Source organism: Fodinisporobacter ferrooxydans, assembly GCF_022818495.1.
Classification (GTDB): domain Bacteria; phylum Bacillota; class Bacilli; order Tumebacillales; family MYW30-H2; genus Fodinisporobacter; species Fodinisporobacter ferrooxydans.
Genome location: NZ_CP089291.1, coordinates 1028200 through 1051261 on the forward strand (window position 1 = coordinate 1028200; position 23062 = coordinate 1051261).

Annotated in this window: 24 protein-coding genes and 1 other annotated feature; of the genes, 4 read left to right on the forward strand and 20 right to left on the reverse strand. The window is 46.0% G+C overall.

Annotated features, from left to right (window positions below; all coding sequences use genetic code 11):
- Window positions 1-76: 76 nt before the first annotated feature.
- The 11 genes from atpG to upp form a co-directional block, all read right to left on the reverse strand.
- Window positions 77-982 (reverse strand): ATP synthase F1 subunit gamma, encoded by a 906-nt coding sequence (gene atpG / locus LSG31_RS04845; protein WP_347438273.1) that lies wholly within the window; start codon window positions 980-982, stop codon window positions 77-79.
- A 37-nt stretch (window positions 983-1019) separates the two neighbouring features.
- Window positions 1020-2528 (reverse strand): F0F1 ATP synthase subunit alpha, encoded by a 1509-nt coding sequence (gene atpA, locus LSG31_RS04850; protein WP_347438274.1) that lies wholly within the window; start codon window positions 2526-2528, stop codon window positions 1020-1022.
- Window positions 2529-2549: 21 nt separating this feature from the next.
- A complete protein-coding gene (locus LSG31_RS04855) occupies window positions 2550-3101 on the reverse strand; it encodes a F0F1 ATP synthase subunit delta (RefSeq protein ID WP_347438275.1) in 552 nt (183 codons plus the stop codon).
- Window positions 3095-3583, reverse strand: a complete 489-nt coding sequence (gene atpF / locus LSG31_RS04860; protein WP_347438276.1) for a F0F1 ATP synthase subunit B — start codon at window positions 3581-3583, stop codon at window positions 3095-3097. Before atpF ends, LSG31_RS04855 begins: the two co-directional genes overlap by 7 nt.
- Window positions 3584-3721: 138 nt before the next feature.
- On the reverse strand, window positions 3722-3943 hold the full coding sequence (gene atpE, locus LSG31_RS04865; protein WP_347438277.1) for a F0F1 ATP synthase subunit C: 222 nt from the start codon (window positions 3941-3943) through the stop codon (window positions 3722-3724).
- A 281-nt stretch (window positions 3944-4224) separates the two neighbouring features.
- The gene (gene atpB / locus LSG31_RS04870; protein WP_347438278.1) at window positions 4225-4977 is read right to left on the reverse strand and encodes a F0F1 ATP synthase subunit A; all 753 of its coding nucleotides are present in this window, start codon (window positions 4975-4977) and stop codon (window positions 4225-4227) included.
- An 18-nt stretch (window positions 4978-4995) separates the two neighbouring features.
- Entirely contained in the window at window positions 4996-5373 is a 378-nt protein-coding gene (locus tag LSG31_RS04875) for an ATP synthase subunit I (protein ID WP_347438279.1), read from the reverse strand.
- A complete protein-coding gene (locus LSG31_RS04880) occupies window positions 5373-5600 on the reverse strand; it encodes an AtpZ/AtpI family protein (protein WP_347438280.1) in 228 nt (75 codons plus the stop codon). Before LSG31_RS04880 ends, LSG31_RS04875 begins: the two co-directional genes overlap by 1 nt.
- A 252-nt stretch (window positions 5601-5852) precedes the next feature.
- Window positions 5853-7034, reverse strand: coding sequence for an acetyl-CoA C-acetyltransferase (locus tag LSG31_RS04885; RefSeq protein WP_430734242.1), 1182 nt, complete (start codon window positions 7032-7034; stop codon window positions 5853-5855).
- Window positions 7035-7334: 300 nt separating this feature from the next.
- On the reverse strand, window positions 7335-8474 hold the full coding sequence (wecB, locus tag LSG31_RS04890) for a non-hydrolyzing UDP-N-acetylglucosamine 2-epimerase (RefSeq protein ID WP_347438281.1): 1140 nt from the start codon (window positions 8472-8474) through the stop codon (window positions 7335-7337).
- A 24-nt stretch (window positions 8475-8498) separates the two neighbouring features.
- A complete protein-coding gene (gene upp / locus LSG31_RS04895) occupies window positions 8499-9128 on the reverse strand; it encodes a uracil phosphoribosyltransferase (protein WP_347438282.1) in 630 nt (209 codons plus the stop codon).
- 285 nt (window positions 9129-9413) lie between these two features.
- Between upp and LSG31_RS04900 the strand changes: the two genes are divergently transcribed.
- Window positions 9414-10574, forward strand: a complete 1161-nt coding sequence (locus LSG31_RS04900) for an MGDG synthase family glycosyltransferase (protein ID WP_347438283.1) — start codon at window positions 9414-9416, stop codon at window positions 10572-10574.
- A 41-nt stretch (window positions 10575-10615) separates the two neighbouring features.
- Window positions 10616-11959, forward strand: a complete 1344-nt coding sequence (locus LSG31_RS04905) for a polysaccharide deacetylase family protein (RefSeq protein WP_347438284.1) — start codon at window positions 10616-10618, stop codon at window positions 11957-11959.
- A 168-nt stretch (window positions 11960-12127) separates the two neighbouring features.
- On the opposite strand, the gene LSG31_RS04910 is transcribed toward LSG31_RS04905, so the two are convergent.
- Window positions 12128-12742 (reverse strand): superoxide dismutase, encoded by a 615-nt coding sequence (locus tag LSG31_RS04910; protein ID WP_347438285.1) that lies wholly within the window; start codon window positions 12740-12742, stop codon window positions 12128-12130.
- A 254-nt stretch (window positions 12743-12996) separates the two neighbouring features.
- Window positions 12997-13320: a hypothetical protein gene (locus LSG31_RS04915; RefSeq protein WP_347438286.1), complete on the reverse strand. Its 324-nt coding sequence runs from the start codon at window positions 13318-13320 to the stop codon at window positions 12997-12999.
- Window positions 13321-13497: 177 nt separating this feature from the next.
- Window positions 13498-13757, forward strand: a binding site (T-box leader).
- Window positions 13758-13828: 71 nt separating this feature from the next.
- Between LSG31_RS04915 and leuS the strand changes: the two genes are divergently transcribed.
- Entirely contained in the window at window positions 13829-16243 is a 2415-nt protein-coding gene (gene leuS, locus LSG31_RS04920) for a leucine--tRNA ligase (RefSeq protein WP_347438287.1), read from the forward strand.
- Window positions 16244-16336: 93 nt separating this feature from the next.
- Here the strand turns inward: leuS and LSG31_RS04925 are convergent, their stop codons facing one another.
- The 5 genes from LSG31_RS04925 to LSG31_RS04945 all read right to left on the reverse strand — a co-directional run bounded on the left by LSG31_RS04925 (window position 16337) and on the right by LSG31_RS04945 (window position 20217).
- A complete protein-coding gene (locus LSG31_RS04925; RefSeq protein ID WP_347438288.1) occupies window positions 16337-17581 on the reverse strand; it encodes a serine hydroxymethyltransferase in 1245 nt (414 codons plus the stop codon).
- A 119-nt stretch (window positions 17582-17700) separates the two neighbouring features.
- A complete protein-coding gene (locus LSG31_RS04930) occupies window positions 17701-18261 on the reverse strand; it encodes a TIGR01440 family protein (RefSeq protein WP_347439443.1) in 561 nt (186 codons plus the stop codon).
- A gap of 32 nt (window positions 18262-18293) precedes the next feature.
- Window positions 18294-18773 carry a ribose 5-phosphate isomerase B gene (rpiB, locus tag LSG31_RS04935; RefSeq protein ID WP_347438289.1) on the reverse strand — a complete coding sequence of 160 codons (480 nt, stop codon included), beginning with the start codon at window positions 18771-18773 and terminating at the stop codon, window positions 18294-18296.
- A gap of 197 nt (window positions 18774-18970) precedes the next feature.
- Window positions 18971-19480 (reverse strand): low molecular weight protein arginine phosphatase, encoded by a 510-nt coding sequence (locus LSG31_RS04940; RefSeq protein WP_347438290.1) that lies wholly within the window; start codon window positions 19478-19480, stop codon window positions 18971-18973.
- A 176-nt stretch (window positions 19481-19656) separates the two neighbouring features.
- A complete protein-coding gene (locus LSG31_RS04945) occupies window positions 19657-20217 on the reverse strand; it encodes a manganese efflux pump MntP (RefSeq protein WP_347438291.1) in 561 nt (186 codons plus the stop codon).
- Between the two features lie 327 nt (window positions 20218-20544).
- Between LSG31_RS04945 and LSG31_RS04950 the strand changes: the two genes are divergently transcribed.
- The gene (locus LSG31_RS04950) at window positions 20545-20676 is read left to right on the forward strand and encodes a hypothetical protein (RefSeq protein WP_347438292.1); all 132 of its coding nucleotides are present in this window, start codon (window positions 20545-20547) and stop codon (window positions 20674-20676) included.
- Window positions 20677-20857: 181 nt separating this feature from the next.
- Here LSG31_RS04950 and LSG31_RS04955 read toward each other — a convergent pair whose 3' ends face one another.
- Together LSG31_RS04955 and spoIIR are read right to left on the reverse strand one after the other, a co-directional pair.
- Entirely contained in the window at window positions 20858-21940 is a 1083-nt protein-coding gene (locus LSG31_RS04955; protein WP_347438293.1) for an L-threonylcarbamoyladenylate synthase, read from the reverse strand.
- 247 nt (window positions 21941-22187) lie between these two features.
- Window positions 22188-22964, reverse strand: a complete 777-nt coding sequence (spoIIR, locus tag LSG31_RS04960) for a stage II sporulation protein R (RefSeq protein ID WP_347438294.1) — start codon at window positions 22962-22964, stop codon at window positions 22188-22190.
- Window positions 22965-23062: the final 98 nt, after the last annotated feature.

Consider the following 23062-nt stretch of genomic DNA (forward strand, 5'->3'; position numbering starts at 1 on the left):
CTCAATTTTTAGATCCGACAAATTTCAATCTAACATTCAAGCCGAATGCAATAGTCTCATGCAATGTTTGAACCATTTACGAATTTAGAGCTTCAGCCCCACCGACGATTTCCATGATTTGCAGGGTAATTGCACTTTGACGGGCACGGTTCAACGCAAGCGTCAACGAATCGATCATGTCCGATGCATTATCTGTCGCATTGCCCATTGCCGTCATCCGCGCACCTTGCTCGCTGGCTTTTGATTCCAGAAGCGCCGAGTAGATCAGCGTTTCAGCAAACTTCGGCAACAGCTTGTCTAATACCGCTTCAGCGGAAGGCTCAAACTCATAACTTGGTTTATAACCAGTATTCTCTTTATTCGAGGATCCCCCAGGTACATAAGATGCTTCCTTTTGTTCCGATTTTGCCAAATCTTCCAAAGGAAGAAGCTTCTTCATAACCGGTACCTGTTGAATCGGGTTGATGAATTCGTTGTAAAGCAAATACACTTCATCAAACACTTCGTCCTGATACAAATTGACGACCATTTCACTAATCGCTTTAATATCGGCGAAATTCGGAAAGTCGGGAAGTCCTACGACTTCACCGGACATCGGATACTCCCGCTTTTTAAAGAAGTCCCGTCCCCTGCGCCCAATGGTAATCAAAGAATATTGATCCCGCGACTTGTTTGCCAGTTCGTTCACCGCCAAACGTATGACCTGTGCATTAAAGGACCCTGCCAGCCCGCGATCTGCCGTCAAGACGATATATCCTGTCTTTTTGACAGGCCGCGAGACAAGCATCGGATGCTTTCCGCCACTGCTCTTAGCCACACTTGCAACAACTTCTTCGATCTTTGCCGCATACGGCCGCGCTTCCTGTACTTTCTCCTGGGCGCGGCGCATTTTGGCAGCCGCCACCATCTTCATCGCCTTCGTAATTTGCTGTGTATTCTTAACGCTTTTAATCCGTCTGCGTATATCTCGAGTACTTGCCACCTATGTCACCACCTTCTGTTTGAAATGGTGAACCCATTTATGCAACAAATGTTGCTTTGAACTTCGTTACTGCTTCTTTTAAAAGCTCAATCGTTTCTTTGGACAAATCTTTTGTATCTACGATCGCTTTGAAGATTTGCGGATAGTTGGTATCGACATATGCCAACAATTCCTGTTCAAACCGCTGCACACTCGTTACGGCAACATCATCCATATGTCCGTTGGTCACAGCCCAGATGCTGACAACTTGCTTTTCCACCGGCATCGGCTGATATTGCGGCTGTTTCAGGATCTCCATCGTGCGTTCCCCGCGGTTCAAACGCGCCAATGTCGCTTTATCGAGGTCGGAGCCAAATTGTGCAAAGGCAGCCAACTCACGATATTGCGCCAAATCGAGACGCAGGGTGCCCGCTACTTTTTTCATCGCTTTGATTTGTGCCGAACCACCCACACGGGAGACAGACAAACCAACGCTGATCGCCGGACGCACACCGGAATAGAACAGATCGGATTCCATGAAGATCTGTCCATCTGTAATGGAAATGACGTTTGTCGGAATATAAGCGGAAATATCGCCTGCTTGTGTTTCGATAAACGGTAAAGCTGTCAAGGAACCTGCGCCGAGTTTGTCGCTTAGCTTTGCAGCGCGCTCCAGCAAACGGGAATGAAGATAGAACACATCCCCTGGGTATGCTTCACGTCCAGGCGGACGGCGCATCAGCAAGGACAACTCGCGATATGCGGACGCTTGCTTTGTCAAATCGTCATATACGCATAATACATGACCGCCTTTGTACATGAAGTACTCGCCCATCGAACATCCGGTGAACGGTGCCAGGAACAAGAGCGGCGCCGGGTCGGAAGCACTCGCTGTAACGACAATCGTATAGTCCATTGCGCCATGCTTGCGAAGCGTCTCTACGACTTGTGAAACTGTCGACTGCTTTTGTCCGATGGCAACATAGATACAAATAACGCCTTGGCCTTTTTGGTTCAGAATCGTATCAATCGCAACAGCCGTTTTTCCTGTCTGACGGTCGCCGATGACCAATTCCCGCTGTCCGCGACCGATCGGAACCATTGCGTCAATCGCCTTTATACCTGTCTGCATCGGTTCATGAACGGATTTACGCTCAATGACGCCAGGAGCCGATGATTCGATCGGGCGAAATTCTTTCGTTTCGATCGGACCGCGGCCATCCAATGGCTGTCCGAGCGGATTGACGACACGGCCGATCAAAGCTTCGCCGACCGGCACTTCCACAATGCGGCCTGTGCGTTTTGCCTGATCGCCTTCTTTAATACCCATAACTGTCCCAAGAACGATAACCCCAACGTTATCTTCTTCGAGGTTAAATACCATTCCATACTCACCATTTGGAAACTCGATGAGTTCTCCTGCCATTGCCTTTTCCAATCCATGAACTTGTGCGATACCGTCACCGACTTGAATAACCGTACCAACTTCATATACTTCAATGTCCGCCTTATAGTTCTCAATACGCTGTTTTATTAACGTACTGATTTCATCAGGACGAATGCTCATTCGTTCTCACCCCTCACGCGTCTAACGTACTGCACTTGATTGCGCGAATGTATTCCGGAATTTTTCCAACTGGGTTTTCACACTCGCATCAATCACGCGATCCCCGATGGTCAAACGCACTCCGCCAATCAAGTCTGGATTTACCGATGTAATAAGCTCCACCTGTTTGCCTTGCAAACCTGTCAGGTGTTCTTTTACATTGGATAATTCCGAATCGGATAAAGCTATTGCTGATTCAATATGCACTTGCACTCGGCCTTTTTCCGCATCTGCCAATCGATTGAATTCCTCTGCCAATACGGAAATATAAGCTTCACGATGTCTTTGCACCAATACGTTAAGGAAATTGATCACAACTTCATGAACGCTTGTCTGAAATACATCTGCAATAATTTGCTGCTTGACCGTCATCGGAATCGTAGGATTCAGCAGAGTTTTCTGCAAATCAGCAGATTCTTGTACCGTCTTTGCAACGAGCGCCATATCTGTTGCCACACGCTCTGTTGCCTGTTTTTCCCGGGCGACTTCGTAAAGCGCCTTTGCATAACGCTTTGCCACAGCACCTTTTAACATACGCGGTCACCCAATTCCTTGACCGCGTCATCAATCAGCACTTGATGACGCGCCAGATCAATTTCTTTTGCAACGACTTTTTCAGCCAATAAAACGGTCAATAAACCAACTTGTTCTTTCAATTCGGCAATTGCATTTTCTTTTTCCCGGGCAATGTCCGTGAGAGCTTCTTCTTTCAATCTTCTTGCTTCTTCTTCCGCCGCCTTGAGGATTTCTTGTGCCTGACGTTCGCCAGTCTTACGGCCATTTTCCATCAATTCATGGGCATCGCGCTTTGCCGCTTCAATCGCTTGTCGATGCTCTGCAGCAAGTTTCTCCGCTTCTGTACGGTTTTGTTCTGCCACATGAATCTGACTCTCAATGTATTCTTGGCGGGCCTTCATCATTTTCATCAATGGTCCAAATGCGTACTTTTTCAAAAACCAGTACAGCAACAGGAAGATGACTAACTGGGCCAGCATTGTACCAAAATCGATCGACACTCTCTTTCACTCCCCTCGACCAACCGTTATCCTGTTATGCCATGTATCGTAGCCATTCAACTTTCACTTCGAGTCGTTTACAAAAGGAAGGCAAGGCAAACGTGGATTGCCTCGCCAACCTTCGATAGCCGGTTGACATTACTTGGTGAAGTAGAAAATCATGCCGAAGACCAGTGCGATAACCGGCAATGCTTCGACCAACGCCAAACCGATAAACATTTGAGTTTGCAACATCCCGCGCATTTCCGGTTGACGTGCAATCCCTTCAATTGTACGACCTACGACAAGACCGTTACCAATACCTGCACCGATCGCTGCAAGACCGAGTGCTAAACCAGCCGCAATAACTGCTAATGACATTTGTTTGTACCTCCTTATAGTTACCCTCGACCATTCGCCGAATGTTATCAATAAAAACAATGTGCAAACATGAAAAACCATGTGCAAACATCTATACGGAACGTTTGCATAGCATTTGGATCTATAACATGACGTGCATACATCCCAAGCTCTCACACATACCATAGTAATAGTAAAAGAAGTTCAAAGCAAAAGAAGTTCAAAAAATCACAAAGAACCGCTGAACGTAAAGCCTCTTTTTCAAGTCCTTCTTTTCATACAGCAACTGCATCAAGCAGACATCAATGGTGATGAGCAAGATTCGCTTTGGAAGAAATATACACAAACGTTAACACAGTAAATACGAACGCTTGAATGCTGCTTACAAACCCGCTATATGCCAGCCACGGGAACAACGGAATGACACCCGTCGGCAGGACGCCAAACAATTTGGGAATTTGCAAACAAACAGCGATCAAAACTTCACCGGCAAAAATGTTGCCAAACAGACGAAGACCTAACGTCAAGATTTTTGAAACTTCTTCGATAATCGTCATCGGCAACATAAGTGCATACGGTTGCACATAGTGGCCAAAATAAGCTTTCGGATGGCGCAAACCGATTGCATGCGCATAGATGTTGACCATCAGCGACATGCCCATCGCCAAACTCAAATCAGCAGTCGGAGACATAAAGAAAGATACTTGATCTCCCGGCTTAATGCCAAAGAAGCTGCTTCCGGTTTCGGTATGGACAACCACATTTGTGATCAAACCCATCCAGTTGGCCACAAACAAATACGTGATCATTACCAAACCCAATGGCAGATATTTTTCAGCGGTTTCTTCATCCATCATGTCGCGTGCCAATCCACGGACAAAATCAACTACCCATTCAAAAAAGTTTTGCAATCCACTTGGACTTCTTTGATCCAATCGACTCGCTGCTGCGCGCGCAACAATCGCTACGATCAATGCTGTAATAATGGACATTCCAATAACCGTCAGATTAAAGGTAAGACCTGCGATTGTAATTTTGGGAAACGCGTGTTCCAAACCTTTTCACCCCTTTCGTCACTTGGAATCTGTTGCGTGAAACAGCATAGCATCCATGAGCAACAGCAACCAGCCGACACAAAGACCGATTACAGTACACACAATGCTAATCCCGGGCGTTTTGGCGGCAATCAAACCGGCAAGCATAACTGCAACCCAGCGCGAGACCATACCAAAAGCAGGTTTCCTGCGCACTCGCCCAAGTGCAAAAGCTGCGATTTTCTCAGATTGCACAGCGATGCTAAAAACCTGATACAAACTAGCAAGACCACCCAACAATAGACCGTTCGTATAGTATCGAACGCCTGTCCAAACCAATCCGAGGAGCAGAAAAAATACATCAACCAGCAACACTTCGAGCAAAACCCGTTTTGCCCGCAGATGAAATTCATTCATCAACGACGATCCCCCAGAAATGCTTTCACCAATTTCACAGCGGCAAATATCCCGCCAGATGTTCCAATGACTAATCCTACAATTGTCAACCACGGTGAAGTATGAAAGTGTCTGTCAAAAAACCGGCCTCCATACAGTCCGATAAGGATCGATGCCACCAACTGTATTCCCACCCCATGCACGAGTACGAAAGCTCGCCAGGGACTCCCCCCTCCACCTTGTTTCATACAAACCTCATCCTTTTCATTTATTCAGTGTAACCAAATCAGATAAGGAAGTATGCCAAAAAAGTGGAAATCTCAATCGGAAACAGGCATGAGAAAAACGTCAACGAAAACTGTTGCAGTACACTTCCCCATAGTCCCAGAACATAGTACAACATGCCTGTATGTTTGTCAACGAAAAATACCCGATTTCCGGCGTTTTTATGCGGTTTTCAAGGATTATTCGCAAAAGTAAATTTCACTTCCGAAATATGTTTAAGCCAATCGCTCGACAATTAATGCAACGCCTTGGCCTCCACCGATGCAAAGTGTTGCCAGTCCATACTTTCCTTCTCTTTTTTCCAGTTCATGCAGTAAAGTTACCAGGATTCGCGCTCCGCTTGCTCCAATCGGATGACCTAATGCAATCGCACCGCCATTGACGTTTAATTTTTCATCTGGAATCCCCAGTTCCTTGCCGACCGCCAACGCCTGTGCCGCAAATGCCTCATTCGCTTCAAATAGATCGATCTCATCCAGTGTCAATCCCGCTTTTTGCAACGCGCGTTTGGTCGCATAAATCGGACCTAATCCCATCACTGCAGGATCCAGTCCGACAGATGCATAGCTGACGATTCTGGCGATCGGGCGGATTTGCAGTTCTGCTGCTTTCTCCCCGCTCATCACGACTGCCGCTGCTGCCCCGTCATTGATCCCTGATGCATTGCCCGCGGTAACTGTACCGTCTTTTTTAAATGCCGGGCGCAATTTGCCAAGCGACTCCAACGAAGTCGCTCTGGGATATTCATCCTGCACAAAAGAAAGGGGGTCTCCTTTTTTCTGCGGCAGTGCAACAGGCACGATTTCTTCGGAAAAACGTCCGGAGCGAATGGCTTCTGCTGTTTTTTGCTGACTTTGCTCAGAAAATTGATCCTGCTCAAATCGGCTGATGCCCAATTGTTCTGCAATATTTTCCGCCGTAATACCCATATGTGTATCTGAAAATGCACACCACAAGCCGTCGCGGATCATACTGTCCGTAACTGTTTGATCACCCATTCGAAAGCCATCTCGGGCACCGTCTAACAAATATGGCGCACGAGACATGTTTTCCATGCCGCCTGCTACGATTACATCTGCATCGCCGGCGCGAATGGCTTGAGCTGCCAACATGACTGCCTTCAATCCGGAACCACAAACTTTATTGATGGCAACCGACGGAACTTCCGCCCTCACGCCTGCAGCAATTGCCGCCTGTCGGGCAGGATTTTGCCCAAGCCCCGCTTGCAGAACATTGCCCATGATCACTTCATCCACTACATCTTGGGTTGTACCCGCCCGTTTCAAAGCTTCTGCAATGACAATGCCGCCCAATTGCGTGGCAGGAATCGAACGCAACGAACCTTGAAAACTGCCGATGGCAGTACGTACAGAACTGACGATAACTGCATCTTTCATCGATATCGACTCCTTTCCGCTTGCAAAAAATGTACGTTCCAACACACAGAACGCCCCTTATCTATGATAGCGTTTTCCGGCTTTAAAAACTATACTTTTTTACTAATGCATGTTCAAAAAGCAGTTAAGCAATCCCCCGTGGAGTTTTGACTGCTTTTTGAACATCCTCTACTAGCCGTTTTTAACGAATGTGATCCGAAAGCCATCCGCACACTAAAAACTCCCGCTCTGCTTGCGGGAGATATGCTGCGCTATATGATCGGATCAAACGTGTTGTTCGCTTTACTCTATCTGCTCATGTTACTGAAATTGTTCCGGCCGTTGTCCTTGTTGAAAATGATGAAGGATTGCCTGCACAATTCTCTTTGATGCGTGGCCATCCCCATACGGATTTGCGGCAATCGCCATCTTCCGATGTTCCTCGGAATCATTCATTAGCGTATTGGCAAGTTCAAAAATGTCGGATTCATCCGTTCCCGCCAATTTCAGAGTTCCTGCGGCAATTCCTTCAGGCCGTTCGGTCGTATTCCGCAACACTAGCACGGGAACCCCTAATGAAGGCGCTTCTTCCTGGATCCCGCCGCTGTCTGTAAGAATCAGATAGCTGCGCGCCATAAAATTGTGCGTATCTTGCACGTCGAGCGGATCGATCAGATGGATTCGCGGATGATTGCCCAGAATGGTCTGCGCCGTATCTTGTACGACCGGATTCAAATGCACCGGATAGATGACGACAACATCGTCATGTTCCTCTACAAGGCGCCGAACCGCCCGGCAGATATTTTCGAGCTTTTCTCCTAAATTTTCCCGCCGATGTGCTGTCATGAAGACCAACCGCTGTCCGTCTGCCAATCCATCGAGAATGGGATGCCTGTACTTCTGCAGAACCGTTGTCGCCATCGCGTCGATGACCGTGTTCCCGGTAATATAAATCGATTCCAAAGGTTTATGTTCTTGCAGCAAATGTTGTGCCGCCTGCTTAGTCGGCGCAAAATGCAAATCTGCCAGAACGCCTGTCAACTGCCGATTCATCTCTTCCGGATAGGGAGAATATTTATCATACGTCCGCAGACCCGCTTCTACATGTCCCACGGTGATTTGTTGATAAAATGCGGCAAGGCTTGCAACAAAGGTTGTGGATGTATCGCCATGAACGAGCACAATGTGCGGCTGCTCTTTCTGCAATACATCTTCCAGACCCTGCAAAACTCGAACGGCGATTCCTGTCAGTGTCTGCTTTTGCTGCATAATATCCAAATCATAATCCGGAACGATTGCAAACAGCTCCAATACTTGATCCAGCATTTGACGATGCTGTGCTGTCACGCAAACTTTCGAAACGATTTGCGGATGAGCCGCCAGTTCTTTGACAAGCGGCGCCATTTTCACCGCTTCCGGACGCGTTCCAAAAATCGTCAGTACACGAATCTTTTCCGCCACAGTTCCATCTCCATTTCCAACCTTCTATTTCGTGCCGAACAAACGATCGCCGGCATCGCCCAATCCAGGAATAATATATCCGTGATCATTCAACATTTCATCAACGGAGGCTACGTAAATATCCACATCCGGATGTGCTTCCTGAACGGTTTTGACACCCTCCGGCGCCGCGATTAAACACATCAGTTTCATTTGCTTCGCCCCGCGATTTTTTAGAAGTGTAAGTGCCGCCGCCGCCGAACCGCCTGTTGCCAACATCGGATCGATCACGATCAACTCTCGCTCTTCAATGTCAGACGGTAGCTTGCAGTAGTATTCTACCGGCTGCAGCGTCTCGGGATCCCGATATAAACCGATATGGCCAACCTTTGCTGCCGGCATTAAACGCAAAAAACCGTTCACCATGCCAAGACCCGCCCGCAAAATCGGGATCACGCCGAGTTTTTTCCCCGCAATCATATATGTTTTTGCAGTCGTCACAGGTGTTTCCACGGTTGTTTCTTCTAAAGGAAGATTGCGCGTGATTTCATATCCCATCAACATTGCCACTTCTTCTACCAACTCGCGAAATTCCTTGGTACCCGTTTGTTTGTCTCGTATGTATGTAAGCTTATGTTGAATCAATGGATGATCCAAAACGTATAGTTGACTCATACACATCACCATCCCATTCATATAATTTCTTCAAGAGGACCGAACACGGTTATTGATTTTTTGAAATTTCCGTGTATCGAACTTCTTGACTTTGTTTATCCTCTTTTTCATAAAGACCGTTTTATACCACCACTTGAAATTTCATGTTTGTCTAAATACCCGTACATTATAACAGAGCGCCTGCCCTGACACTAGTAACTGTACATATTATGGTATAATTTAGACATTTCTTTACAATTTCATGTGAAGCAGCGGAACGAATGCTACATGCCAGGAGTGGATTCTATGAAGAAGCCGAACCGTGTCCTCATATTATCTTCTTCATATGGAGAAGGTCATACACAAGCATCTATCGCAATTCAGTCTGCGTTTCAAACGATTGCTCCCGATACGCAGATACGAATCGATGATTTCATGGAGATGACCCATCCTGTACTGAATTCTTTGACCCGATACTGCTATTTCCAAAGTATTCGCTATGCTCCGAAGTTATATGGGGCATTTTACAAAAGTACTCGTTCCATCAAACCAGACTCCCTGTTTCAAAAACAATTAAACCAATTGGGCAGCCGGACGTTAAAGGATTTCCTGCAGGACTATCAACCGGATATCGTCATTGCGACATTCCCGACGCCTGCCGGAGTCGTGTCGGGCTTGAAAGAACGCGGCGTCACCAACGTTCCGTTAGTAACCGTCATTACTGACCATGCGGTACATAGCCAATGGCTGCATTCACAGACGGATTTATATCTGGTGGGGTCCGACTATGTGCAAAAAGGAATGATCCAACGAGGGATTGCTGAAGACAAAATTGCCGTGACAGGCATCCCCATTCGGCCGAATTTTAATCAGACCATCGAAACGCAAGAAGCGCGCAAACGATTAGGCCTGCGTCAGGAACTCCCCACACTTTTAATCATGGGTGGGGCATACGGGATAATGGGAGATATCGGATCCTTATGTGAAGAACTTTTTCAATTTCCGAAACCTTTGCAAATCGTTGTCATTTGCGGAAAAAACGAAAAGCTCAAACAACAGTTGGAGTCTTCGCTGCAAACAAAACAACCCATTGGGAAGAACGCCATTCATATTCATGGATTTGTTGAAACCATTCATGATTTTATGGCAGCAGCCGATTTGATCTTGACAAAGCCTGGCGGATTAACGGTTACAGAATGTCTGGCAATGGAATTGCCGATGCTTTTGTATCGTCCAATCCCCGGGCAAGAACAGCAAAATGCCGATTTTCTCATCCAGTCAAACGTAGCTGTATTGGCAAACACCAAAATGGAGGCTATCGATTCTGTCAATACTCTGTTATTTCGAAAACGTATTGTTTTGAAAAAAATGGGTGACCATACAAAGCAATTGAAACACACGCATGCTGCGGAAGACATTGTCGAACAAATTATCAATCGGTTCGAAAAAACGCTGAAATACGTATAAACCTAATACACATCCCCGAAATAGAAAGAAGGTACATCGTCGTGCTTGATTGGACAAGTTGGAGTATGGCTGCAGTATTGGCGCTTCTGATTGTCTGGATTCTTTACGCCGGACTGCCAGATCTTCTGTATCACATCCTTTGTATTGGCGTTTTTACAAAAGGATTTGGTGGAGAACGAAGGATTGCCTTGACATTTGATGACGGGCCCGACCCACGATTCACGCCTGAACTTCTGACAATTCTGCGAACATTTGGGGTCACGGCTACTTTTTTTGTGATTGGCCAAAAAGCATTGCAATATCCCGAATTGTTGCGGCAAATCAATGAAGAGGGGCATGAAATCGGAATTCATGGCTTCTCACATACACATGCCTGGTATCTGACTCCTGTACGGACATTTCGAGAATTTCGGGATACGGCAGATGCGATTGAAAGGATCACGGGCACTCGTCCCACAAGTTACCGCCCGCCTTGGGGAATGTTTAACCTATTTACAAAATGGGCCGGAACAGCCGTCGGTGCAACACCTGTGTTATGGAATATTTCAACATATGATTGGCGCAAAGGCGATCAAACAGCTTTGATTGTACGAACCATTGTAAAAAAAGTCTGTCCTGGGTCTGTCATCCTTCTTCACGACAGCGGCGGCGCGTCAAACGCCCCTTGCAATACGCTGCAAGCCATACAAGAAGTCATTCCGTTCCTACAGCAATTGAATTATGACTTTATTCCTATTTCAAACATGAAGCAGGTATCGTATACATACAAAGAACGCTATCGACAGTTAAATCGAATCTGGATTCAGCCGCTGTGGAATATCTGGGAATGGCTGTTTGCGAAATTATACAAAGTGGAAGTGATCGACCCTTTAATGCGACTGTCGATCAATCGGTGGCAGCACTCGAATATATCAGATGAGCAAGGGCGCTCATTGATTGGAAAGGGAGACACAGTAGCAGAACTCCATTTTCAAAATGATTTTCTGCGCAGTCTGTCTAGTGAAGATTCGTCAGAACGAACGGCGATTCAAGCGATTCGCCAAATGCGAAAATCTTTGCACAATCTTGCTGCAACGCTGCAACATGATCCCCGTTATAAGCATGTAAAGGCAATCTATGGAGTGACGCTCATTCACCGCGGTGCCGAAGGAGTGGGATTTCATGTGGCGGACATTCCGAATACGCTTGGCAACCGATATGAAAAACTATTTTTGCGTTGGTTGCTAATCTTATATCATCCCCAAGGCGCCAAACGTTTGCAAAAACGAACCCATTTGCTCGTCCCGCGGTTAGTATGGATGTCCCGTGAAGAGCTTTTCAATCAATATTTGCAAGCTGTGCCCAAGCAAAAGCAACATAAGCAGCAAGGAGCCGCTCTCCATTGATTCATATTTCCATGCACAAGTTTCTGACAGCACAAACAGGATGTGAATAAGAAACCCGCACCACTACTATGTGAATGCGGGCTCCCTTTTTCCTTTATTTTTCAACGATATTACGAAGCACGAATTACGGGTATTACGGATGGGCATTACGGAAACAAGCCAGAAGTCTTAGCGAGCTGCCAAGTAACGCTTATTTACTTCGTCCCAGTTGACAACGTTCCAGAATGCCGCAATATAATCCGGGCGCTTGTTTTGATACTTGAGGTAGTACGCATGCTCCCAAACATCAAGGCCAAGAACCGGAGTACCACTGCCGTCCATTAAAGGATTGTCCTGGTTCGGTGTACTTGTAATCGCCAATTTTCCACCTTTCACCACTAACCAAGCCCAACCGCTTCCGAAACGTCCTGCAGCAGCTTTTGCAAAGTCTGCTTTAAACGCGTCAAAACTGCCAAATGTACTGGTAATTGCATCTGCAACTTCACCTGTTGGCTGACCGCCGCCATTTGGGCTCAATACTTGCCAGAACAAAGAGTGGTTTGCATGACCGCCGCCGTTATTCCGTACTGCCGTCCGAGCAGCTTCCGGAACGCGATCCAAGTTTGCGATCACTTCTTCAACACTCATATTGAAAAACTCGTCATGACCTTCTAAAGCCGCATTTAAATTATTCACGTATGTAGCATGGTGGCGATCATGGTGAATATTCATTGTTTGTTCATCAATATGTGGTTCGAGAGCGTTTGCAGCATAAGGCAGTGCTGGTAATTCAAACTTTGCCATTAGTATTACCTCCTTTTGTCATCGAAACCTATTGTATGCGAATTGTTTCCACGCTATACGAAACATTGCTAGCATACATTCTTATTTTTTACCAATTGCCCGGGATTGTCAACCTAACTTAGAAGAATTCTAATAAAGTAGATATAGAAATATTTATATCTACATGATGAAACAAAACAACCACCCATACTACCCATATCAGCCAGATGAGTGGTCATTTTGCAGAATTGTTTGATTGCGTTCGATTCTTCTTTTTAAAAAGCCGGCCCGTGGCCACAAACCGGACAGCATTTATACACATAATAACAGTGTTTTAAATGTTCCAGATACATCATGTGATGATAATGAATATACTCCAAGTGCATATGATAATGATGTGGTTGCGGGTGTGGAGCGGGTTGTGTTGCTATCGGCGCTGTCATCTTTGCCTTTGGCATCTGCATAGGTGGCATCTGCATGGGCATTTGCATAGGCATTTGCATAGGCATTGGCGCCGGTGCCGGCGGCATGACAGGAGCTGGAACAACTTGCATCGGCTCCATCTGCGGAACAGGTTTATACATTGGTGCTTTTTCCATTCGATAGTTCCTCCTTAGTTGCTTCCAAAAATACTCAGTATTCACTGGTCAATACACCATATGCAGTTGCCCGGATTTGTGCGCATGCCCGCCAAAAAATAAGTGCATAAAAATCGATGTTTGCGGAACTTGCAGTTTTTTGAAAATTTCAATACAATAGAATTTAAATTGCAAACGGTATCGACAGTGAGAAGGAGCAGTAATAAACAAAAGCAGTCCAGAGAGTTGGCGATTGGTGTAAGTCAATCTGCGTTTCGTTTATGAACTCGCCTTTGAGTTGCAAAAATGAAAAGATTCCCACGGCAATACCCACATGCTGGAAACCAAGTAATTTTTGCCGTCATCCACGTTACGGAAATGAAGTGAGTGCATCATATGTACTAAGTTGGGTGGTACCGCGGGAATTAGCTCAAGTATGCTAACCTCTCGTCCCAAGCAATTGGGATGAGAGGTTATTCTATTTTACGATTGTTTACATGTAGAAGGATTCTGAAGGAGGATTTTTGGTATGGCTTTCGATCACCGTTCGATCGAGAAAAAATGGCAAACCTATTGGGAAGGCAAAAAAACATTTCAAACGACAGACGATCAGAAAAAAAAGAAATTCTACGCACTGGACATGTTTCCATATCCATCCGGAGCAGGCCTGCATGTTGGTCATCCGGAAGGCTATACAGCAACTGATATCGTATCACGTATGAAACGAATGCAGGGGTATGACGTGCTGCATCCCATGGGTTGGGATGCATTCGGCTTGCCTGCAGAACAATATGCATTGGATACCGGGAATGATCCGGCAGAATTTACGCAAAAAAATATTGATAATTTCCGCCGTCAGATCAAGGCACTCGGGTTTTCCTACGACTGGGATCGGGAAATCAACACGACAGATCCCGAGTACTACAAGTGGACACAATGGATTTTTCTCAAATTGTACGAGCATGGTCTTGCCTACATCGACGAGATTCCCGTAAACTGGTGTCCTGCCCTTGGAACTGTGCTGGCGAATGAAGAAGTCATCGACGGCAAAAGCGAACGGGGCGGTCATCCGGTGGAACGCCGTCCGATGAAACAGTGGATTCTGCGAATTACCGCATATGCGGATCGTCTGTTAGATGATCTGGAGGAGTTGGATTGGCCGGAAAGCATTAAAGAAATGCAGCGCAACTGGATCGGCCGCTCGGAAGGTGCAGAGATTACATTCCAGATCGACGGACATGATGTTTCATTCAACGTCTTTACCACACGCCCGGATACATTATATGGCGCTACATATGCAGTATTGGCGCCGGAACATAAATTGGTCGATGTGATTACAACACCGGAACAAAAAGCAGCGGTAGACGCATACCTGGAGCAGGTAAAACGCAAAAGCGACTTGGAACGAACCGACCTCGCCAAAGAAAAAACAGGCGTATTCACGGGTGCCTATGCAAAAAATCCGGTTACCGGCGAACATATGCCGATCTGGATTGCCGATTATGTGTTGGTCAGCTACGGTTCAGGCGCTATTATGGCAGTACCTGCACATGATGAGCGGGACTATGAATTTGCCAGAAAATTTGATCTCCCCATCAAAGAAGTGGTGTCTGGCGGAGATATCAGCAAAGAAGCTTATACAGGCGACGGCGACCACATCAATTCAGGATTTCTCAATGGAATGAAGAAGGCCGAAGCCATCCGCGGGATGATTGACTGGTTGGAACAGCAAAAAATCGGTACAAAGAAAGTCACCTATCGTTTGCGCGACTGGCTATTCAGCCGACAACGCTATTGGGGTGAGCCGATTCCCATCATTCACTTGGAAGACGGTTCGATGAAGCCCGTTCCAGAGTCAGAGCTGCCTTTAATGCTGCCGAAGACGAAGGAAATCCGCCCATCCGGCACCGGCGAGTCCCCACTTGCGAATATTTCCGATTGGGTGAATGTTGTCGACCCGCAGACAGGAATGAAAGGCCGCAGGGAAACCAACACGATGCCACAGTGGGCAGGCAGCTGTTGGTACTATTTGCGCTTTATCGATCCGCACAATGAGGAACGTCTGGCAGACCCGGACAAGCTTGCATACTGGATGCCTGTAGACATTTATATCGGCGGTGCGGAACACGCAGTCCTGCATTTGTTATATGCCCGCTTCTGGCACAAATTTCTTTATGATATCGGCGTTGTACCGACAAAAGAGCCATTCCAAAAGCTATTCAATCAAGGCATGATTCTCGGTGAAAATAACGAGAAGATGAGTAAATCCCGCGGCAATGTCGTCAATCCGGATGATATCGTCGAACAGTATGGCGCAGATACATTGCGCCTCTATGAAATGTTTATGGGACCTTTGGATGCATCCATTGCCTGGTCTACAAATGGTCTTGACGGTGCCCGGCGCTTTCTGGAGCGTGTATGGCGACTGTTTGTGACAGAAAGCGGAGAATTAAGCGGAAAAGTCCAAAATCAGCCGGGTACAGGCACACTGGAACGCATCTATCATCAAACCGTGAAAAAAGTTACCGAAGACTATGAGGGATTGCGGTTTAATACAGGGATTTCTCAATTGATGGTATTTATCAACGAAGCATACCGAACCGATGTCTTGCCAAAGTCATTTATGGAAGGATTTACTAAACTGCTTTCGCCGATTGCTCCGCATATCGCCGAGGAGCTATGGGAAAAGCTCGGCCATGCAAAGACATTGGCATATGAAGCTTGGCCAACCTATGAGGAAAGCAAGTTAGTCGAAGATGAAATTGAGATTGTCGTACAGTTCAACGGAAAGTTGAAAGCTAAACTGATGATTCCAGCTGCAGCTACCAAAGAGCAAATGGAAGAACTGGTATTAAGTCAGCCTTCCGTAAAAGAGCAGCTTGAGGGCAAATCCATTCGCAAACTCATTGTCGTACCAGGCAAATTAGTGAATATCGTCGTATAGTTCATACAAAAACGGACGAGCACCGGAAATGATTATGATCGATTCCTTTCGGTACTCGTCCAATTTTTTATTTGAATGCTTTATTCGAATTGTTTATTCCAATCCGTCATAAAGCGGAAACTTCTCTGTCAATTCTTTTACTTTCGCAACCGCCTGTTGCACTGCATGTGCATCATCCCGTTGACGCAATGCCAAGTCGATAATTTCTGCAATCGCCGCCATCGCGCCAGTATCCATGCCGCGTGACGTAACAGCCGGTGTACCGATCCGGATTCCGCTTGTTACAAAAGGACTTGCAGGATCAAAGGGAATGGTATTTTTATTGACGGTAATGCCGACTTCATCAAGCAAATGTTCCGCTTCTTTTCCTGTTAAGCCGAGATTGCGAACATCAATCAGCATCAAATGGTTGTCAGTGCCGCCGGAAACAAGCGTGAAGCCGCGGTCTGTCAATGCTTTTGCAAGTGCTTGCGCGTTATCGATGACCGCTTGGCTGTAAGCGCGGAACTCTGGCCGCAATGCTTCACCAAAGGAAACAGCCTTTGCAGCAATCACATGCATCAAAGGCCCGCCTTGAATTCCCGGGAAAATTGCCTTATCGATTTCTTTCGCATATTTTTCTTTGCATAAAATGAGACCGCCGCGGGGTCCACGCAATGTTTTATGTGTTGTCGATGTAACAAAATCGGAATATGGAACAGGATTTGGATGATGGCCTGTCGCGATCAGGCCTGCAATATGTGCCATATCCACCATTAAATACGCGCCGACTTCATCCGCAATGGCCCGGAGCCTTGGGAAATCAATGACGCGCGGATATGCACTGGCGCCTGCCACAATCATTTTCGGTTTATGTTCCAACGCCAATTGGCGAACCGTATCATAATTGATCATATGTGTCGTTTCATCTACGCCATATGGTACAAAGTTATAGTATTGACCGGAAATATTGACAGGACTTCCGTGTGTGAGGTGGCCGCCATGGGAGAGATTCATCCCCAGAACCGTATCCCCCGGCTTTAAAAACGCAAAATATACGGCCGTATTCGCTTGTGCGCCGGAATGAGGCTGGACGTTGGCATGCTCTGCGCCGAATAGTTCCTTGACCCGATCACGCGCCAAATTTTCGACGATATCTACGTATTCGCATCCGCCATAATACCGTTTGCCAGGATATCCTTCCGCATATTTATTGGTAAGTACCGTTCCTAATGCTTCCAGTACCGCACGGCTTACAAAGTTTTCGGATGCAATCAATTCAATCTTTGAACGTTGTCTTCCCAGCTCTAACTGGATTGCTTTTGCAACTTCCGCATCAATTAATTGTAAATGGCTCATCGATTGTCTCTCCTTTATCTCGATCCTTACATTCAGGCTTTCGATATTTTACGAACATTATAACATATATACATGACAAATCTAGGGTATTTTCATTAAAAACACGAATATTGTTTGGTTTATTCCAAATTATATACGGCTCTTGCCCCGCCGATCAGCTTTGGACGGGTAACCGCTGTTACGACGTGCGCTGCACCAATTGTTTTCACAGAAACGCGTACAGGTACAGCCACTGCTTTTAAATGCATGCCAATTAACGTATCACCGATGTCGATCCCGGCATGTCCGCGAATGGCTTCCACCGCCACCGGTGTTTGAAAGGTTCGGTATGCTTGTGCAGATACGGCCCCGCCTGCTTTCGGTACAGGAATCACAGTAACCTCTTCTAGAGAGTATTCTTCCATTGTCCGCCTTTCACATACAAGTGCCCGATTCAAATGTTCACAACATTGAAATGCGAGCTGAAAACCATATGAATTGCGGGCATCAAACAGCGCTTGTACAATCGCCTTCGCCACTTCTTCCGAACCGGACGTGCCGATTTTCTTCCCTAACACTTCACTGCTGCTGGCGCCGACCACGAGAATCTGCTTCGCATCCAATTTGGCGGTCTGCTGCAATTCCTCCACGACTTGACGTGTTTGCCGATACACCTCTTGATACAACGCTCCCGATTCCATATCTGATTTTTGGGACAAATCCGAATCCCCTTTTAACGAGCCTGACATCCTTGCACACCTTCTTCACGGCCATACTGTTGTTCAATCTTCTCGATTTTGCCGAGGCGATTCGCATGTCGTCCGCCTTCAAACTCTGTAGTCAACCAGAGACGGGCAATTTCAAGAGCCAGGCTGGGTCCAATCACGCGGGCGCCCATTGCCAAAATATTTGAATCATTGTGTTGGCGAGTTACTTTCGCTGTAAAGCAATCATGAACCAATGCGCAGCGAATCCCTGGTACTTTATTGGCTACAATGGACATTCCGATGCCAGTTCCGCAAATTAAAATGCCACGATCATACTCACCGCCGGCAACCTTCTCGGCAACTTGTATGCCAAAATCGGGATAATCCACAGAAGATTCATTAAATGTTCCAAAATCTTTATATTCAAATCCCAATTCATCGAGCAACGGCTTCATTTCCTCTTTTAGAGAATAACCGCCATGATCGGCCCCTAACGCAATTTTCATCGAACCATTCCTCCCGAAACCATTTATGTATTGGCCTATGCTTTTTCATTCCAAAGCACAATTTTCTATCTATTGTATCAAAAAACCGCAACATATCCATCCTGTTGCGGCCGTTTATCCAATCTTCTTAATCACATATTTCTCATCCATGTTTGTGTTCATGTCCGCGATCCCGTGTCGGGGAATTTCATGGCTGTTTATGATGAACGATGCAATTGCTCCTGTATTTTTACATATAACCGCTCGATCGCACGTTCCAATTGATCGGCACATGCTTCATAACGCTCGCGATCACCGCCATATGGATCTGACACATCCATGCTCCATCCATTCGCCGGCATCTGTTGCGGGTCTTCTTGTATATATTCCAGCAATGCGAACGCCTTTCCGCTGCTCTCCGGATATTGGGATACCAAGATATGTTTATGTGACATTGTCATTGTCAAAATCATATCTGCCCACTCCACCAGCCTTGCATCTACAGGTGTTGATTGATGGGAATCCAATCGTATATTTCTTTGTTTCAGCACCTCAATGGCATGTGCCGATGCTGCTGCTGCTTGCATCGCCGAAATTCCTGCAGAACGAACCTGAACAAGGGATTCATAAGGATCTGCTTCGAATTTTTTCTTTAATAAATGTTCAGCCATCGGGCTTCTGCAAGTATTGCCTGTACATACAAATAGGATGTTCATCCTATGTCCCATCCTATCTTCCCCCACTCATTTGATACTATTAGCGGATGTTCAAAAAGTGGTCAAAACTCCACGGCGGATTGCTTTGCCGAAGCACTCCTTGTGTCTTACTTAACCACTTTTTGAACACGCACTATTATTAGTATATCCCTGCATATACGAACGATGCAATCCGTTTGAACCCCTGTTTAAAAAAGAAATTTCAATCCAAATACAAGCAAAATCAATCCGCCTAACACCTCACTGTATGTTCCCAGCAGCTGACTGACCCGTGTACCGATCGCCAATCCAATCGCAGCCATGCTTGCGCCGACAATCCCGAAGAGTGTAACGACCAAACCAATATGTACTTCAAACAGTCCCAGGCTGAAGCCAACCGACAATGCATCGACACTTACACTCATCGCAAACAACAGCAATCCCCATCCGGCCGTCTTGCTGATTTCCGGTGCATGATCCGGTCGAATCGCATGATACAGCATTTGCAGCCCGAATACAATGAGCAGGATAGCCCCAAACAACTGTGTAATATCGCCAACGATTTTATGCAAATATAAACCCAAAAACATGCCTATAAGCGGCATAATCACATGAAAGATACCGATCGTCAGACTGATTTTGGCAATTTCAACGTTTCGCAATCCTTTCATCCCAATCCCCAGCCCCAATGACATCGCATCCATTCCCAACGCAATTGCAACGAGCAGCAAGGTTATGAATTGCTGAACCATACTCATTTGAAAATGCATATATTCACCCTCCTGCTATCCCAATACAGCCCCAGAATCATATGTATGCGTAGCGCCGCCAAAACATGTCCCACACGGGAGACCCGGCATATACGCGTGACTTTCCATTTTAACGGCATATTTCCAGCTGCTTAAGCCGCGTGTCATTGTTGGCATGGCAATGATACGATCACAAAAATAGTCGATGATACATATACTGCTCCCAAGACTTCAGAATTCTTTCAATTTTTGGGGACAAAGAGGATTGAATCCTTGCAAAAAATGAGTTAACATAAATGTACTTAACGAATTTACTCTCAATCCATCTAAAAAAGGAGGATGCCCGATATGGATTTGAACAAACCTATTGATCTTGAACAGTATCATGAAGAATTATCGATTATGCGCCATTTGGAGAAAATGGATCCGAGCAACAATCCTAAACAATCGACACAGGAGAAAGAAGAAGAATCCAAATAAGCTGGCAATGCCATATTCGGGTTATGAATTTGGTCTATCGGCAGAGTTTGTCAATGCTAAGGAGGCTATGTGTACGTGACTGTACACTCAATCTCAAATCTTGATTTCATACGATAACAGCCCGTCTCTCAGTAAGAGCGGGCTGTTATTGTTTATTGTTTATTGTTATAACCGATTATCGTTATACCCGAATGATGGAATGGCCGGCTGCCTTTCTCATTCGATTCATGACTGCTGCACCAAATCCTTGCACAGGCACACCTTCTGCCAAAATTTTCGCCACGTTTTTTTCGTCAAACTCTCGCAACCACTGATACAAGTGCTGGCCGGTTTCCTGGATATCTGCATTACCTTGTGGTCGTATGATCCATTCCACACCCATTTGATCGAGCTGCTCACAAAACGCCTCATCGCCTGTTTGATTTGTGGTTAACAATACTCCCACTCGTTGGTTCGGCTGCTCAAGAAGCATTTGTTGGCACAGTTCCCGTATCGATGTTCGAATCCGCTTAGGATCTCCTTCTAAAACTGTCATATCGCCTTGCGGTGCATAATGGGTATATTTCATGCCCGGACTTTTCGGCGCATGATGCTCTTCCAGCAAACCTGCATCCATGGAAACGTCACCAATCACCTGTTGCAACATTTCTTGTGTAATTTCCCCCGGACGCAAGATGATCGGCGGGGAAACTGTACAATCCAAAACGGTCGATTCCAGACCGACTGCCGTTTCACCGCCATCGAGGATGAGTGGGATCCGATCTTTTAAATCTTCCCATACATGCTGTGCACATGTGGGACTGGGACGGCCCGATCGATTGGCGCTGGGAGCTGCGATCGGCAAGCCTGTCTGGCGGATCAATCGCATTGCCACCGGATGATTGGGCATGCGGATTCCCACTGATGGCAGATTTGCCGTTACGTACTTCGATAGCGTTGGTCCTTTCGGCAGAATCAGCGTCAATGGCCCTGGCCAAAATTTCTCCATACATATTCTTGCAACGTCCGGAATTTCCGAGACAATCGCATCTAATTGCTGAAAATCTGCAATATGAACAATCAGAGGATTATCCGCAGGACGTCCTTTCGCCTCGAAAATTTTCCGAACTGCTTCGTCATTTGTCGCATCTGCCCCTAATCCATAGACAGTCTCGGTTGGAAATGCCACAACTTCGCCTGCCTGCAGCAACTTTACAGCAGTCTCATAGCCGCTGTCGTCTTTTCTTGCATCCATTACAACTGTAGTTTCCCGGCTTTTATTCATGTGAATCACATACTCTCCATTTTTATCAACAACTTATCCACATCATGTGAATTTCTTTTTTCGAATTCCAAATTTAAGAATACTCTTATAATCCCTTCTATATCAAGTATTTTTAAAATGAAATACGCTTAGATCATGCAAACGTTCGTTCCGTTATTCACATTATCAACACCCAATTGTGGATATGTTGGTAAGTTCCCGTGTATAAGAGTCGGTTATCCACAAACCGAATGGTTTTTGTATTCCATCAAGCATTTGTCTTGTGGCTTTTATCCGCAGAACTGTGGAAAAGTTCTTGAAACAAGTGCTCGATCGCAAATATAAGCTTTTTTCCATAATCGAGAATGGCAAATCGAACTTGAACCGTTTCTCCTTGACTCGTGGCTGTTTTTCCAACTTGAATGGTCGCCGCCGGCTTATGATCGGGGAAATCCTTCGTATTCGGGACTGCATCCCCATTGGCCAAATCCACAAAGCACAAGGGCGGAAACAATACACACCACCAATTTTGACCTTTTCCCTGACCGATGATGATGCGCAACGCTTCATAATCACCGGCAGGATAGACTTGATTGCCATATAATTTGGTCGGAAATGCTACAACACCTACTTCCGTCTGAGTCGGATACGTATACCCTTCTTGACGGATGACGCTTTGTGCAATCTGATCCAAACGGGGAACCGCCCGTTTCAAAATCGTTTCCGCTTGCTCTTTTGTTGTGGCTCCGTGCAATAATTGCCCGACAGCAGCGATGATTTTATCCCGTACATCCCGTTTTAACTGCTGATCTGATGAACTGTCGCTATTTGCAATGATGCGCAAGCGCACCGCATTCTGAGGTATGGTCCCCTTCAGTAGAGCCACTTCATCCTCCAGGTCTGCAGTTGCTTGTGGTGAAATATTGGCTTTTGGAGTGACTTGTACAGTGGAATTTGCCAATGCCATGGAGCTGAAAGAATTATCGGTCAGGAATAATGCCAGGCTGATGAGTGCAATTTTTTTTATGTAAGGAATAGTGCTCATATCCGTTGCCTCCATTTTCTATCAATCTCGTATGTAGCAACTAGTATGAGCAGAATTACTAGAGTTTAAACATGTGCATAAAAAACTATTGACTTTTA